Source organism: Vreelandella titanicae BH1, assembly GCF_000336575.1.
In the GTDB taxonomy this organism is placed as follows: Bacteria; Pseudomonadota; Gammaproteobacteria; order Pseudomonadales; family Halomonadaceae; genus Vreelandella; species Vreelandella titanicae.
On record NZ_AOPO01000008.1, the window covers coordinates 67497 to 82507 of the forward strand.

The 15011-nt window shown below is 49.5% G+C and carries 15 protein-coding genes and 2 pseudogenes; 11 read left to right on the forward strand and 6 right to left on the reverse strand.

Annotated features, from left to right (window positions below; translation table 11 throughout):
- The first annotated feature begins 126 nt into the window (after positions 1–126).
- From HALTITAN_RS15010 to HALTITAN_RS15040, 7 genes are all read left to right on the forward strand, one after another.
- Positions 127–1374 carry a YbfB/YjiJ family MFS transporter gene (locus HALTITAN_RS15010; RefSeq protein ID WP_009287611.1) on the forward strand — a complete coding sequence of 416 codons (1248 nt, stop codon included), beginning with the start codon at positions 127–129 and terminating at the stop codon, positions 1372–1374.
- Positions 1374–1976: a glutathione S-transferase family protein gene (locus tag HALTITAN_RS15015; RefSeq protein WP_039859647.1), complete on the forward strand. Its 603-nt coding sequence runs from the start codon at positions 1374–1376 to the stop codon at positions 1974–1976. The genes HALTITAN_RS15010 and HALTITAN_RS15015 overlap by 1 nt, the downstream gene beginning before the upstream one ends.
- Before the next feature lie 202 nt (positions 1977–2178).
- Positions 2179–3621, forward strand: a complete 1443-nt coding sequence (locus tag HALTITAN_RS15020; protein WP_009287612.1) for an amino acid permease — start codon at positions 2179–2181, stop codon at positions 3619–3621.
- Positions 3618–4586, forward strand: a complete 969-nt coding sequence (gene mmuM, locus HALTITAN_RS15025) for a homocysteine S-methyltransferase (RefSeq protein ID WP_009287613.1) — start codon at positions 3618–3620, stop codon at positions 4584–4586. Before HALTITAN_RS15020 ends, mmuM begins: the two co-directional genes overlap by 4 nt.
- 351 nt (positions 4587–4937) lie before the next feature.
- On the forward strand, positions 4938–5330 hold the full coding sequence (locus HALTITAN_RS15030; protein ID WP_083868812.1) for a DUF427 domain-containing protein: 393 nt from the start codon (positions 4938–4940) through the stop codon (positions 5328–5330).
- A gap of 95 nt (positions 5331–5425) precedes the next feature.
- Positions 5426–6133, forward strand: coding sequence for a hypothetical protein (locus tag HALTITAN_RS15035; protein ID WP_009287614.1), 708 nt, complete (start codon positions 5426–5428; stop codon positions 6131–6133).
- Positions 6134–6250: 117 nt separating this feature from the next.
- The gene (locus HALTITAN_RS15040; protein ID WP_152419275.1) at positions 6251–6760 is read left to right on the forward strand and encodes a DUF2441 domain-containing protein; all 510 of its coding nucleotides are present in this window, start codon (positions 6251–6253) and stop codon (positions 6758–6760) included.
- Positions 6761–6843: 83 nt separating this feature from the next.
- Here the strand turns inward: HALTITAN_RS15040 and HALTITAN_RS26065 are convergent.
- Together HALTITAN_RS26065 and HALTITAN_RS15045 are read right to left on the reverse strand one after the other, a co-directional pair.
- Positions 6844–7178 (reverse strand): annotated as a pseudogene (locus HALTITAN_RS26065) (ATP-binding domain-containing protein); the annotation flags it as partial.
- 53 nt (positions 7179–7231) lie between these two features.
- Positions 7232–8155, reverse strand: a complete 924-nt coding sequence (locus tag HALTITAN_RS15045; protein WP_009287616.1) for a LysR substrate-binding domain-containing protein — start codon at positions 8153–8155, stop codon at positions 7232–7234.
- Between the two features lie 136 nt (positions 8156–8291).
- Here HALTITAN_RS15045 and HALTITAN_RS15050 point away from each other — a divergent pair, with 136 nt between their 5' ends.
- Entirely contained in the window at positions 8292–9179 is an 888-nt protein-coding gene (locus HALTITAN_RS15050) for a DMT family transporter (RefSeq protein ID WP_009287617.1), read from the forward strand.
- A gap of 103 nt (positions 9180–9282) precedes the next feature.
- Here HALTITAN_RS15050 and HALTITAN_RS26380 read toward each other — a convergent pair.
- From HALTITAN_RS26380 to HALTITAN_RS15065, 4 genes and pseudogenes are all read right to left on the reverse strand, one after another.
- Positions 9283–9468 (reverse strand): annotated as a pseudogene (locus HALTITAN_RS26380) (hypothetical protein); the annotation flags it as partial.
- Positions 9469–9711: 243 nt separating this feature from the next.
- Complete coding sequence (locus HALTITAN_RS15055; RefSeq protein ID WP_009287618.1) at positions 9712–10647, reverse strand: hypothetical protein; 936 nt, start codon at positions 10645–10647, stop codon at positions 9712–9714.
- Between the two features lie 53 nt (positions 10648–10700).
- On the reverse strand, positions 10701–11681 hold the full coding sequence (locus HALTITAN_RS15060) for a TauD/TfdA family dioxygenase (protein ID WP_009287619.1): 981 nt from the start codon (positions 11679–11681) through the stop codon (positions 10701–10703).
- Positions 11662–12837, reverse strand: coding sequence for an MFS transporter (locus tag HALTITAN_RS15065; protein WP_009287620.1), 1176 nt, complete (start codon positions 12835–12837; stop codon positions 11662–11664). The genes HALTITAN_RS15060 and HALTITAN_RS15065 overlap by 20 nt, the downstream gene beginning before the upstream one ends.
- Positions 12838–12930: 93 nt before the next feature.
- Here HALTITAN_RS15065 and HALTITAN_RS24915 point away from each other — a divergent pair, with 93 nt between their 5' ends.
- The 3 genes from HALTITAN_RS24915 to HALTITAN_RS15075 all read left to right on the forward strand — a co-directional run bounded on the left by HALTITAN_RS24915 (position 12931) and on the right by HALTITAN_RS15075 (position 14956).
- Positions 12931–13821: a LysR family transcriptional regulator gene (locus tag HALTITAN_RS24915; RefSeq protein WP_009287621.1), complete on the forward strand. Its 891-nt coding sequence runs from the start codon at positions 12931–12933 to the stop codon at positions 13819–13821.
- A gap of 308 nt (positions 13822–14129) precedes the next feature.
- Positions 14130–14480, forward strand: coding sequence for a DMT family transporter (locus tag HALTITAN_RS15070; RefSeq protein ID WP_268871429.1), 351 nt, complete (start codon positions 14130–14132; stop codon positions 14478–14480).
- A gap of 149 nt (positions 14481–14629) precedes the next feature.
- Entirely contained in the window at positions 14630–14956 is a 327-nt protein-coding gene (locus HALTITAN_RS15075) for a DUF427 domain-containing protein (RefSeq protein ID WP_039859650.1), read from the forward strand.
- The last annotated feature ends 55 nt before the right edge of the window (positions 14957–15011 follow it).

Genomic DNA, 15011 nt, shown 5'->3' on the forward strand with positions numbered 1-15011 from the left:
GGCTATCTCAAAAAAAGATAGTAGCGATCATAACTAATCATTTCTAGTAAACACTCCTCCGCGCGTAGTCTTCCCTGTACAAACGAGCTGCCAATCCTGCTCGAGGCAGCACGAAAGGGGCACGACATGATTAACAGCAAAGACCTACCGGCCCTGATGACAGGGATAATGGCAACCTTGGCGGGGATTGGCATTGCGCGCTTCGCCTATACGCCGCTATTGCCCGCGATTATTCAAGAGGGGTGGTTCACCGCGAGCCAAGGCGCCTACCTTGGGGCCGCCAACCTGCTGGGGTATTTTATCGGCGCACTCGCCGCCCACTCGCTGAGTGAGCGCTTTTCTCCTCGCTTGGTGATGGCCGCAAGCTTCGCGGGTATCGCGCTTAGCTTTGTGCTCTGCGCCGGGGCGGGCGGTTTCCTCTGGTTCTTCTTCTGGCGGTTGGTGTCAGGTATTGCCGGGGCCATCTTAATGGTTGTCGGGCCTTCACTGGCGTTGGCGGCCACGCCACCTGAAAGGCGAACCCGTGTCGGCGCCATGGTATTTACCGGTATTGGCTTTGGAGCACTGCTTTCGGCCTTCATTGTGCCGTTGCTTCTTGGGTTAAGCCTGACAGTCACCTGGGGCACGCTGGGGCTACTGTGTATTGCCGCTGGCCTCTTGTGTGACTATTTTTTGCAACAACAGGGAATAGCGCACTTGACCTCACCAATAACGGCTAGCTCGGTGGGTAGTAGTTCCACAGGGTATGCGGGTGTAAAGGTCATTGTTCTGCTGGTGATTGGCGCTTACGCCCTGGATGCGATTGGCTTTGTGCCCCACACCGTGTTCTGGGTGGACTATCTTGCCAGGGAAAACGCCCTGGGCAATCAAGCGGCTTCATTGCAGTGGGGTATCTTCGGGTTGGGCGCCTTGTGTGGGCCGTTTATGGTAGGCGCACTGGCGCAGCGAGTGGGCTGGCAGGGGGGCTTGATGATCGCCTTTGCGGCGAAGGCCGCCGCTGTCTTGCTACCGGTGTTCTCGCTCGCACTGCTCAGCCAGTCGGTTTCCTCCTTCATGGTGGGGGCGATGATCCCCGGCATTGTTGCACTCACCTCTGGCCGCCTTGCTGAGTTGGTAGGGCCAACCGCCCACAAGAAGCTCTGGGGGCAAGCCACCGCTGCCTTTGCTGCCGCTCAGGCGGTGGCGGGCTATGCCATGTCCGCGCTTTATGGCGCCTGGGGCAGCTACGCGCCACTGTTTGCCATCAGCGGTCTTATCCTCTTCGCTGGCTTTTTGCTGGTGCTGCTTAGCCGTGGCGTACAGCAGAGGCACTCGTCTGGCCAACAATCTACACAGCAATCTTCAAAGCACTCTTCAAACCAAGGGAGGCAATAATGGAGCTCTACCTAAACGCAACCTCACCCTATGCGCGCCTGGTGCGCATCGTATTACTGGAAAAAGGCCTAACGGACACCGTGACGCTGAAGTGGTGCGACCCTTGGGCAGACGATGCCGATCTATTAAAAGCCAACCCCGCAGGGCGTATTCCGGCGTTGATAACGGAGAAGGGGATCTCGTTAAGCGAGTCACTGCTGATTGCCGTTTACCTGGATGGCGTTAGCCCCAACAAGCCGATGATTCCCACGGCTGGTTTAGGTGAGGTGCTGCACCTGGCCGGGTTGGGTCAAAACCTGATGGATGCCGCGTTCAATACCGTGATTGCCAGAAAGCATTACGGCAATGGAATTGATGATAGCGAGCTGGGGCAGAGGCGTTCGCGGGCCATTCAGCGGCTATTGAAGCAGCTGGAGGGTGAGCTTGGCGAAAAACAACAGACCTCAACTATCAATCTGGGTCACATCGCCACCGCAGTGGCGCTGGATTATCTAGCCTTCAGGCTGCCAGAGGTGAGCTGGAAGGAAGAGTATCCACAGTTACAGGAATGGCATGCTGGTGTGACAGCACGTGCAAGCTTTGAGCAAACTGCATTCAGTTAGTAGGGGGGATTAGCACCAGCCATTATCTAAATTGATACTCCCCGCGCTTATCACTCATATCAGGCTTGTATATTCAAAATAAGAATATTAAAAATATCTTTTATGCTTTTTAGTAAATTAAGGATGCACTAAAATGGTGCCCTTTTTGAGCCAGGCCGCTGGGCTCTTGCCGCAGTGTTAGGCCAAAGATAGGGATGTCACCATGAGTGAGCCAGCAAGTGATCAAGAGGGGGCGCACTTCAAGCGCAGTATGCAGACGCGCCATTTGGTGATGCTCTCCTTGGGGGGCGTGATTGGCACCGGGCTGTTTTTGAGTTCCGGTTATACCGTGCAGCAGGCCGGGCCTATTGGGGCAGTGCTGGCCTATCTGGTGGGTGGCATTGTTGCTTGGCTGGTGATGATGTGCCTGGGCGAGCTGGCGGTGCATATGCCGAATTCAGGCGCCTTCAGCGCGCATGCCAGCCGCTATATCGGCCCCGGCACCGGCTACATGGTGGCCTGGATGTACTGGCTCACCTGGACGGTGGCGCTAGGGTCAGAGTTCACCGCGGCGGCGGTCTTTATGGGGCGCTGGTTTCCCGATATCCCCGGCTGGTACTGGAGCGGCTTGTTTGCGGCGATTGTCTTTGGTGTGAATGCGTTTACCTCGCGCTTCTTCGCCGAGTCTGAGTTCTGGCTTTCACTGATCAAAGTGATCGCGGTGGTGGTGTTTGTGCTGGTGGGCGCCGTGGCGATTATTGGCTGGGTACCGCTGCATGATGCCACTGGCGCTGAGGTCGCCTCACCGGGACTATCGGCACTATGGGGAGAGGGCGCCATGCCGCCCAACCTGCTGGCCATTGGTACCGCCTTACTGGCAGTGATGTTTGCCTTTTCCGGTACCGAACTGATTGGGATTGCCGCTGGAGAAACGGTGGATCCGGCCCGCAATGTGCCCAAGGCGATCCGCGCGACCCTATGGCGATTAATCCTGTTTTTTGTCGGCACCATCGTCGTGATTGCGGCGCTGTTACCTCAAGACCAAGCCGGGCTCAGTCAAAGTCCCTTTGTGGCCGTATTCCAGCGCCTTGGCGTGCCGGGCGCAGCCGATATCATGAATTTTGTGATCATCACCGCGCTGCTTTCGGCGGCCAATTCCGGGCTTTATGCCTCGTCGCGCATGCTATGGACGCTCGCTGACCAAGGCACCTTGCCCAAGTCGCTTGGCCGCCTCAACAAGCGTGGCATTCCGATGAATGCCCTGCTACTCAGCATGGTCGGCGGCCTGGGCGCGCTGTTCTCCAGCGTTTATGCCCCTGAAACCGTCTACTTGGTGCTGGTCTCGATTTCCGGTTTGGCCGTGGTGGTGGTCTGGATGGCGATTGCGCTTAGCCAGTTTAACTTCCGGCGCCGCTACCTGCGTGAAGGCGGGCAACTGAAGGATCTGGTTTATCGCACCCCGTTCTACCCCTGGGTGCCGATTATTGCGTTTGCAGCCTGTCTGACCGCGTGCATTGGCATTGCTTTCGACCCGCATCAACGCGTGGCGCTCTATTTCGGTGTGCCTTTCATTGGCCTGTGCTACCTGGTGCACTTCGTGCGCCACCGTTCGGCCTCCCAACGTTCTGAACATTCGCCCAACGCCATTGAGGAAAAGACCGCATGAGTGAGTTAAATCCAATCAAAGCGCTGTTGGCCGACGTGCCCTTTATGGTTATCGACGGTGCCTTGGCCACCGAACTGGAAGCGCTCGGCTGCGACCTCAATGACGCCCTCTGGTCGGCGCGCTTGTTGGCGCAAGCCCCGGAGAAGATTCGTCAGGTGCATCAGGCCTACTTTGAAGCCGGGGCCGACTGTGCGATTACCGCCAGCTATCAAGCCACGGTGCCCGGTTTTATGCAGGCGGGGCTGACGGCAGAAGAGGCGCGGGCGTTAATTCAGTTATCGGTCACGCTGGCGCAGCAAGCGCGGGATGCGGTCTGGCAGCCGGGCCAAACCGACCGGCCCAAACCGCTGGTGGCCGCATCCGTCGGCCCTTATGGCGCGTATCTGGCGGATGGCAGTGAGTACCGGGGTGGCTATGACCTGGATCGCGCCGGGCTGGTTGAATTTCACCGCGAGCGTTTTGAACTCTTGCTGGCGGCGGGGGCTGATCTACTGGCCGCTGAAACCCTGCCTTCATTGGAGGAAGCGCTGGCGATCACCGATTTGCTGGCCGAGCACCCGGGCGCGCAGGCCTGGATCACTTTCTCGGCGAAGGATGGCCAACATATCAGCGATGGCACGCCGATCGAGCAGTGTGCGGCAGCCCTGGCCAACTGCCCAGGCGTGGCGGCGATTGGTGTGAACTGCACGGCCTTGGCCCACATTGAATCGCTGATTCAGGCGATCCGGCGTCAGTGCGATCTGCCTATATTGGTCTACCCCAACTCAGGGGAAGTGTACGACGCGGTAACCAAAACCTGGCACCCGGCCCAATGCGATCATACTGCTGCGGATATTTCCGGGCTGGCACAAGGGGTTGAGCAGTGGCTGGCAGCAGGCGCGTCAGGCATTGGCGGATGCTGCCGAACGACACCGGAGGATATTCAGGCGCTGGCTAAGTGGCGCCGGTCGCTCCAGATTGTTTAGGCCTTAATGCTGAGTCTCTGCCCATAACTTTTCTACCTCTTCGACGGGCATCTGTTCGATGTCCGCGATTGTCTGATCATCCATTTCTGTGCGAGCGAGCAGCTTCCGAGCCGCGTTGCGTTTGCTTTCCTGAGTACGTTGCCCACTTCACTGAAGCCTTTCTTGCTGTCCTTTCTTAAAACCCAAGCATTTATTACTCCAGCCAAAGACATTGGTAGGGGGTAGCAATGGCATCAACATGACCCAGGTCATGCTCGTAGCCTAAAGTTTGATGAGGAGAACATGGGATTCAACGAACTTTGCTGCTAGGCTCATTTTACTAGAGCTAAAAAAGCCGCAGGGAACAACCTAATGCCACATGCACCTCGCATCGAACTCCACCCCTTTAGCCAGCGCGTGCAGGTGCATGTTGATGGCAAACTGCTTGCTGACTCTACCCAAACTCTCGAACTCCGCGAAACCGGCTATCCGCCACGCCACTATTTCCCGCGCGAAGATGCGCGGATGGATTTGCTTACCACCTCAGAAACGACCACCCATTGCCCATTTAAAGGCGACATGGTGTATTGCTCGCTGGGCGAAAACCAAGACATTGCCTGGAGCTACGAGCAGCCGATTGAAGGGATGGAAACGCTAGCGGGTAGGGTGGCGTTTGGTGGGGAAGAGAACGAATTTTGGATATGCAGCCTAATGGAAATTAATTCTCCAAAAGAATCATGGGCTTGGAAGAATATGGCAGGCTGAATTTTCCGAAAAAAGTGCCAGCACGCTCATTCAATCATAGAACGCGCCGTCTAATACGCTGCTAGGGCAATGCGAGTAGAGCCAAAGGGAAAGTTATGGCAAACATAGGCTCAACGGAATTCTTCATAGACGTTCCCAGTTTGCCGCGTGATGAATTTGAGAGGTATTCAACGCAATTATTTGATGACTGGGAGAGTTACGTTGACGGTGTTTTAAAGCTGCCAGACTACTCTATCGCCCTGGAAACAGAAGAAGGGTCAGTCAAGGCTGTTGGCAGAGTTGCAGCTGCCCTTGGCATGTTATACATCGGTATTGGCCAATACGGGTCTTTCATCAGCGGCCTTGAGACGATAAATAGACAGGTACGTGATGTGGGGGATTACCTTTCGGATCGCGCAGCTGCTCCATTTGAGAAAAGTAGCAAAAAGCCAAGGGTTAAAAAGAGGGGAGAGTCGCTGGCACGGTTAAAGACTCTTTTCGCTAAAGTTCAACGTGGGGAAATGACCGTTGATCAAGCCATGAAAGAGGCTGAGTCCGTTTTTGGCGATGAACTCGAAGAAGCGCCAGAATTCGTAAACGCTCTTGAAGATTCATTAGCAAAGGCACCTTTGCTCCCCCGTCAAATTAAACTTCCTTTAGTTGACGCTTTAGGAAATGACTTAATTTCGGAGGGCAAAAAGCGAAGGGAATCATCACGTCCATCCCAACCACCCCAGCCAACTCCAGTTCCGGAACACTACCGAGTGGAGTTGTGGAGAGAGAGTAAAAAGTCGAAACGGAATGTAAGAGTGTCGAAATGGTAGTGGGGGCCGAATCCCTAACAAGGACATCAAATTCGTTCCGGCTTGCGGCCATCACCGGACGTCCCTGTTGGGTCGCCGTTTATTGCTGGCGTTATGCGAAAAAAACTGGGAGAGCGTGTGGAGCTATATACTGTTGATCGTTTGGGCACCTTGGCAGAGGGGAGCACCTGCCAATTACAGCATTACAATGACGTGAGCCCAGAAGTGTTAGCAGAGCACTCCAATTCGCTGTTTCCCGATGGGCTCTCTCGCCATGGTGAAATGTACTTTCTAAGAGCGGAGTCCCAAGTCCAAGCGATAAATCCAATGCTCGAGCTTTTTTTTGAGCAGGTGCGTAGAGCGTCATTCCCTGATAAACCTTCGAGAATGCAGAGTATGTTCGCGGTTGACTGTTTATCTAGTGTCCGAGATTTTAAAATCAGGTTTAAAGCGCTTGAACTGCCAGTCTATAAAGTGAAAGCTGAAACGGTTTTTAGGGCTGACATGGGGCTTCTATATGGCGGGAATTCAGCCTTAGTAACTTCGTGGTTTGCTTCGCAGTATTGGAAGGGCGAAGCTGGGCCTGAGCAACCCTTTTGGGAATGGGTGCTGAAGTGCCCAGTAGAGATTGGTGAGAGGATCGCATAACCACGGGCTGCCGAACCACTTTTCCGGCGCGTTGCGCCTCCAAATCGGCCGCTGAGCACAGGCGTTAAATCCCATTTAACCCACTAAACCTCCCTAGTCACCGCATCATTCCAATATCCCTCGTTTGGCCTTGATCAGAGTGAGTCATTCGCGGGCGCGGGTGATGCCGGTGTAGACCAACTCGCGGGAAAAGGAGGATGGGGTTGGGTGTAGGTGGTAGCAGCAGGGAGGTGTGCAGAAACTCTGAGCCCTGGGGTTTGTGTATCGTCATCGCGAATATGGTTTCTACCGCGTGCAGACGAGAAGGTAGCACCCAGTTGATGTGTTTTTCCGGGTCGCTGGTCGGGTATGCACCGCGTAGTAATGATTTATCCGGGATGCACGGAACCGGCATTGTGAGAGTAATGCCGATATTGCCAACTGAACAACTAGGCTGACAGAGGGGAATTACCCTCTGTCTGAGGTTCCAGATTAACGATATTCACTAACCTTTTGAGATTTCATTGCCGACGAAAGCGTAAGGAAGTCCGCCAGTTGCTGGGTGGCACGCTTCTGTGACGCCTGAACCATCAAGAGTTCCACCATCGGCAGCTCCGGAAATCCCTCCCGCTTGCCTAGAATAATGTGGTCTTCAGCAAGCGCACTGGCGGGAAGCACACCGATGCCGAGACCTGCTGATACAGCGGCACGAATATTGTCATAAGAGGCGCTAGTATAGGCACTGTAGCCGTACTTCTGGTGCTGATCCAATGCAGCGAGCGCCGCGCTTCGGTAGCAACAGCCGTCAGGAAAGATAACAAGTGGTATATCAGACATACGGTCAAAATCATGCCGTTGCGTGGACACCCAGTGGAGAGGCTCTCGCCGCAGCAGATGACACTGCCAGCGCGGGTCGCTTGGCGTGAAGTCTCCCACACACTTAAAGATGGCGAGATCAAGGCCGCTGTTATCGAGTTGGAGGAGCAGTTGCGAGGAAAGCGCAGAGACAACTTCCAGGCGCAGATTGCGGTTTAGCTCGGCGCACCGAGAAATAGCGCCATGTAGATCCACCACCTTGAAATCATCGGGAACGCCAATCAGCAAGCGTCCGGAAATTTCCGGTTGTTGCATGGCACTCACCGCCTCAGACGTACGGGCAAGTATCTCATTGACGGCGGGAAGAAACCGCTCTCCGTCTGCCGTCAAGCCAAGGATATGACCTTGGCGACGCTCAAGTAACTTACAGCCGAGTATTTCCTCCAGCCGCTTCAGACTTTGCGTGACCGCAGACTGGCTGCGGTACAACTGAAGACCTGCCTGCTGAAAACCATTGCCTTCGGCCAACAGTACGAAAGCGCGCAGGTGTTCCAGCGTGACTCGCCTATCGCCCAAGGGGGAAGGTTGGCAATCAAACACGCTTCATCTCCGCATTGAACATTAATTCATCTAATTATGACCGGTTAATAATTAATTTCCACTACATGTAACTCCCATGCACCATCAGTTTCATGGTGATGGTGCAAAAGCAGGATGGCGCTTTTAAGGGGACTGCATGAATAATTTCGTATTAACTGGTTTGGTGGTCATTTTCAGTATCGTTTGGAGTTCGGCATTTATAGCCGGTGCCATTGCACTGACTGATTTCGACCCCTTTACGCTGCTCACCATCCGGTTTTTATTGAGTGCGTTACTGATGCTGCCCATTTGCCTTAGCTGCGGAGGCTTCCGGTTATCAACTCATGGGGATCGCATCGCTATCAGGCGCGGATTGCTGCTTGGCGTGCTTAACAACGCCCTTTACCTGGGGCTGAGCTTTGCCGCATTGCAGACGGTTCGCCCCCAGGTCGTTATTGTTATTGTTAGCTGCGCACCGCTGGCCACCAGTTTGCTATCAGCATGGTGGGGCGTAGAACCACTTTCCCCAATGAAGTTACTCGGCGCGGCGCTGGGGTTAGTGGGAGTGGTAGTCATTTCTGGCGTTGCTAGCGGAATGCAGGTTGATGTTTGGGGAGTGCTTATGGCAATCGGCGGCATGCTTGCCTTTGCCAGTGGAACCGTGTTCTTCCGCGGCCAAGGCGCAGGCCTTCCCGTCTTGCAGGCCAATTTCTGGCAATCCATTGCTGGTGCTATCGCTCTTCTACCCATGGCAATGGTGTTCGGGCAGCCGCTTGCCGTGCCTTCAACCGCTACGATGATAGCGATGACACATCTGGTACTTGTCGTCACCATCGGTGGAATGAGCCTCTGGCTTGTGCTGATCCGCATCAGCGGCGCCTCGACGGCATCAAGCTATCACCTTCTTAATCCGTTCTTCGGCGTACTACTCGCTTATCTAATACTAGGGGAGCCGTTGCGCATGGCGGATTTCATTGGTGCAGCGCTGATTGTAATTGGCCTGCTCCTTACCACCCAGGCAAGCGGGAGGGTAAGACAGAGTTAACTATCAACGTCGAATCTTGCATAGAACTCCATTACGCCAGCCAAAGGCAGAGGAAGGGGGGACGTGTGAAATAGATGGGGGATAAGTATGACCCAGGCCATACGGTGTGCTGAAACTCTGAGCTTTGAGATTTGTGTATAGTCATCGCGAACACGGTTTCTCTCGCGTGCAGGCGGGAAGGCAGCACCCAGTGAATGGGGTTTTCTGCGTCACTGATCGGAAAGGCGACTCGTAAAAGTGATCTTCCAGGCGCTCCTGCTGAAGAGCGGGTGAAGGTGATGCCAATATCGTGCAAGGCGTGGTATATCTAGCACCCTCGGAATGCGCAGAAAGCGGCTGGATATTCCGTACCGCGAGTAGTTTCATGCCTCAGGGCGGTGGAACCCGCATCCGCGTGATCTGTGTGAAGTATGTGTCTCCTCCGCGGATGAGATTGCAGAGAGCTGGCCGCTGATGCTGATCCAAGGTTTGAAGCCTCGCTCATGAACAGAGTTTAGTGGTATTTTCAGGTCAAAAGCAGTATTGGTAGTTGCTAGTCAAAACAGGTGCGAGGATCAAATTTTTCTTTTATCTTATCTATATCAATGGATCCAAGTTTTATTTTTATTATTCTATCACTGTTGAAACCAAGTAAGTCTGTAATGGGATGGCCATCGTTATTATAACCGTTGATGTTACTCAAAAAATTAACGTTGCTCTTCTCCTTGTCAAGGCCTCTGTGTCTAAATACACTATGCTCCGAATAGAATGTAAGTCCGATAAGAGTCAAGTCCGTATTGTTATTGTGTTTTGAAACATACTCGAAATTAATCAAAGCTTGCTTGTCAACTAAAAATGCGCTGGAGAGGCTGGATTGAAGTTTATAGCAGCTTCGATTCAAGATCTCTGACATAGCGTGTCCTGCTAAAGTTTCAGACCATAGGTTCTGTAATTTGTTATTTGTATATCGTTTGTAATTGAAATCAATATTCTCAGTTGGTAATTCTAGTTTTTCTAAGAAATTAAGATGCTGGTATAAAGGATCGCAATAACCATAGTGTTTAGGCACAATGGATGCTGATAACTTACCTTTACTATCATTTAAATTATCAGTCAATGGTAGCCAAAGAGTGCATCCTTCATCAAATGCTCTTTGTTTTAAATATAAATCCTCATGAAAGCTCCAGTCTGATTTTGTGTTGTTTTTTAGTGTTAGAACCTTTGTGCCAACAAAGATTAAATTTTTGGAGTAAGTTAAATTAATTGCGTTTATAAATTTGTGAGAGAATAATAACTTTTGCACTTCTTTGCTGATGAGTATTTTTTCATTCAATGAATTTATCTTCTCATAATCTAAATTTTGTCCTTTTGTGTTTTCAAGTAATTCTATCATTAGGTCATTTCCTAAAATCCCATCAAGGAATATTACACCGGAGTTGTTGAAATGTTTTAATGAAAGCGTCTCGGTGCTAGATTTTTTTGTTAACATGGTTCCACCTTAAATGGCTTGTAACGTTTGGCTACAAGCCATTTTTTTGAGATTTATTTGATCCAAATTCGCATTAAGTGGCGTGATGGATCCATGAAGTCATCGCGATAATGTAAGACTTCATAGTTATTGATAAAAACTGCAGCATCTTCTTCCAAGCGCATTTTGAGCATATTGTCTGGGTTGTCTACGATATGCATAAGAGCATCTATAGCTTTTAAGAGCTCATTGTTTTGGCGACCATACTTAAGTTCATGCCCTTTATGAATAGAATCAAGCCTAAATCTTACTGGTACATCATCACCAAAAATAAATGCATCAATGCACTCATTTTCTTTATGATGAGTAAACGAGCTTGGGACTCTAAAAGTTGCGGGTATGCCAGTCAGAGTTTTAACAATCCAAGCGTGCTCTGGATCACGAATAAGTTTTTGACGTAATGCTGCTGCATTGCAAAAGCGATTTACGCCTCCACCGCATTCAGCAGGTTTAATACAGTGAAGAGCAAAATTTCTTACTGGCTTTTCATAGAATGCAGTATCTGTATGATAGTCTGCCTCTCCTTTGCCTTCTGAAAAGGTTTGGTAAGACGCTTTTTTTTCTTTACGATCCATTATATCCCAAACAACTTGACCTGTTGATTTGTCAGCTGCTAAAGGAAGGCCCAATGCAAGTGATATTGCAGCAAATCCTATGCATTGATCAGTATATGAAAATTGCTTTAATCCCATTTTCTTGATATGCATAAGATGATACTTGGAATGTGTAGCCTGACAAAAAATGGCTTCTATTAGTCTAAGAACAGGATTTTCATTTAATAGCTCTTGTCTAAACTGTTCGGTCAAAAGCTGTTCTGTAATAATTAGCTGTTGAGAGCAGTTAGCATAGTTGTACTCAGTAGCTAGCTTTCTGAAGCTACTTATGATGGCTTCCCATTCTATAAAGCTAAGATCATCAAGGTTAACGATGTTTAGCCTTTTTTCCTGATGAATGCTGAGTAGTTTTTGATATTTATCATTCGATATATTTAACATTTTGCCTAGCCTCCTTACGGCTATCTATAACTAAAAAAATAACGATCACCAAAATTACTGTTTGAAAAATGGCTACGAAAATGAGTGCTCCTAACCAACCCCAATGGTTGTAAGAAAAAGCTGAAAAAAATGCTCCTATAGTTCCTCCTCCGTAATAAAAGAAAAGATATATGCCGCTGGCAAAATTAGCTGGAACTTCCTGCGCTCTACTCACCATCTCAGTCGTCATAATCTGCATGCTATATGTGCTTATGGAAAAGCCTATTACGCCAATAATTATGAAGTTGAAATTACTTCCCATTAATGATAGTGAAGCCCATAACAGAGATATAAACGTAACATAGAAAAACTTTTCTCTTTTTAAACAAAATAACTTTGGTATTAATAGTGTTACAACAATTGCCGGTAAAGATGCTAAGTATATCAAGCCAATTTTGCTTGATGACTTGTTATATGGAAATTCAGCAAGCGAAAGGCCTAAGACAGTGAATATTGAGCTTTGAGATAGAAGTAGGCCAAAGCCTAAGACATATGCTATTAATAAGCGTTTTTCTAAAAATGCTACCTTCAAATAACTAATGTAGGGTGCTTTTTCCTGTTCTTTTTCAATCGATTTTATGTTAGCGCTTTGTGCTCTCTGTGCTATGAAGTAACATGCTAGTAAAAGAAATCCGGAACAAGATATAAATCCAATCTGCCAGCCTAGTAAGTCGATAGAGATAGCAGGGTAAAATCGGCTTAAAGTGCTACCAAATATCGTTCCTGCAACATAGTAGCCGACACATTTTTTTCGACTGTTTATGTCTTCAATTTTACTTAGTATTTGTATTCCTGAAGTTAAAATGCATGGCAAGGTTATACCTTGTAAGAATCGTACGATAAACAACAATTCTAATCCCTTGCTTATAGCTATAATAATATTTAGCAATGCTAGAGTTAACACTCCGGCTATGATTGCATGCTGGGGGAGTATTTTTCTTGTTATTTTGCTAGCGAAGGGCGCCGTTATCATCATGCCTAAAAGGGTAGCCATGTTTAGCCATCCAGCCTCAGTTAGACCTGCGCCGTATCTAATAGACAGCCAAGGATAGATCGCTTGCAATTGGTATAAATTAAAGAATGTGCTTGTAGATACTAAAAGTATTAAAAGGCGCATAAATTTACTCTCTTGTTGCTTCTTTTTCTAATATATATGGGCTATAATTTTATTGGAATGTCTTTTTTCCTATCACGGTGAGACTTTTTTGTTATGTTTGAAATTAAACAGCTGCGCTATTTCGTCGCTGTAGCTGAAGAGCTTAATTTCCGTCGTGCAGCTGAACGCTTGCACATAACCCAGCCACCACTAAGCCAAACAATTAAAAATTTGGAGGAAGAACTAAACGTTAAACTTTTTATACGAAATACACATAGTGTTCAGCTAACTCGAGCTGGAGAAGTTTTCTTTCAGGAGGCTCTTAATTTGCTAGCTGCAGCTCATCAAAGCTTAAGCCTTGTTCGCCAAGCCGATGCTGGCGAAGTTGGGGCTCTTAACATTGGTTACTCAGCTAGTGCTATTTTCTCTTCGGTACTTACCTCTGCACTAGCGGTATTACTTGAGAGGCGACCCCTTCTCGAACTTCAATTGCACGATGGAAATTCACTTGACCACCTTTCGTCATTGCGCTCAGGACAACTGGATGCAGCTATTTTAAGATCTGACATAGCGAATGAGTCTGCTAGAGGATTGCGTTTACATTTTTTAGGTGAGGAGCCCCTGTATGTGCTGATTAATCCTAGTCATGCATTAGCTAAAGCTGAGCATCTTTTCTTGAGTGATCTCAGTGACGAACGCTTGCTATTACAACCCACAGGAAAGCGTACATTCCTTCGGCACCAAGTCGAATATTTGTCAGAACGTGCAGGGCTGTCATTAGTAAATACGCTAGAAGTACCTGATATTTCAAGCATGCTATGCTTTGTTACGGCAGGTTTAGGCATAGCTGTGTTACCTAAAAGCGTGGCTAGTATTCCACATGGGCTAGTATCAATTCCTTTGGCAGATATAGGATCATCACGCCCTCTAACTCTTGTCAGTGCTTCTGAAACGCCTGTTGTGCTTGAGCTAGAAAAATTGGTTAACGAGAGAGTTAAAAGTTAGAATTATTAGCCGTGACTAAGTCGCTACGAAAAAGTATTTGATCAGCTTTAAAAGAAGCATGAGCGTGCTTTGCTATCACTTACCTCAGTCAAATAAAGCGTTCAGGACGATGCTGTAACTTCCCTCAGGCCTAGTTGAATCTAGATTCTTTATAGAGTTGGCATAGTGAAGCAGCTTGTAAGCCTTTGTATGGAAGTGCTAAAAAATGAGTACGATTGAAGCCTTTTTCAATGATTATATCTGGGAAAAAACTGCTGATATGTTCTGAAGTAGCCTAGCCTGCTTTCTTCTGCGGCCAAGGCCTTCCCATCTTACAGGCCAATTTCTGGCAATCCATCGCTGGCGCTGTCGCGCTTCTCCCTATTGCAATGGCGTTCGGGCAGCCGCTTACCGTGCCCTCTATCGCTACCTTGATAGCGATTACACATCTGGTACTTGTCGTCACCATCGGCGGAATGAGTCTCTGGCTAGTGCTGATTCGCATCAGCGGCGCCTCGGCGGCATCAAGCTATCACCTTCTTAATCCGTTTTTCGGTGTACTACTTGCTTACCTAATACTTGGGGAGCCATTGCGCATGGCGGATTTCATAGCGGCGGGGCTGATTGTAACCGGCTTAATTCTTACTACTCAGGCAAGGGCGAGAGCACGGCAGCGTTAGGGCAGTCGTAGTGAGTTAGAGAGCAGTGGCAAAAACATGATACAGGTCATGGCCGTAGCCTAAAGTGTGATGAGGAGAGCATGGGATTCAACGGACTTAGCTGCTAGGCTCATTTTACTAGAGCTATAAAAGCCGCAGGGAACAACCTAATGCCACAGGCACCTCGCATCGAGTTTCACCCCGTTAGCCAACGTGTGCAGGTGCATGTGGGTGGCAAGTTGCTTGCCGACTCCAGCCAAGCCTTCGAACTCCGCGAAACTGGCTACTCACCACGCCACTACTTCCCACGCGAAGACGTGCGGATGGATTTGCTTACCACCTCAGAAACGACGACCCACTGCCCGTTTAAAGGCGACACTGTGTATTTCTCGCTGGGCGCCCATAAAGATATTGCCTGGAGCTACGAGCATCCGATTGAAGGGATGATAGAAGTGATAGCGGGTAGGGTGGCGTTTGGTGAGGAAGAGAGCGAATGAGGCCTTTCGACCGAAAGCGGCCATTTGCAGAGATCGCACATTCACGGAGCCTTTT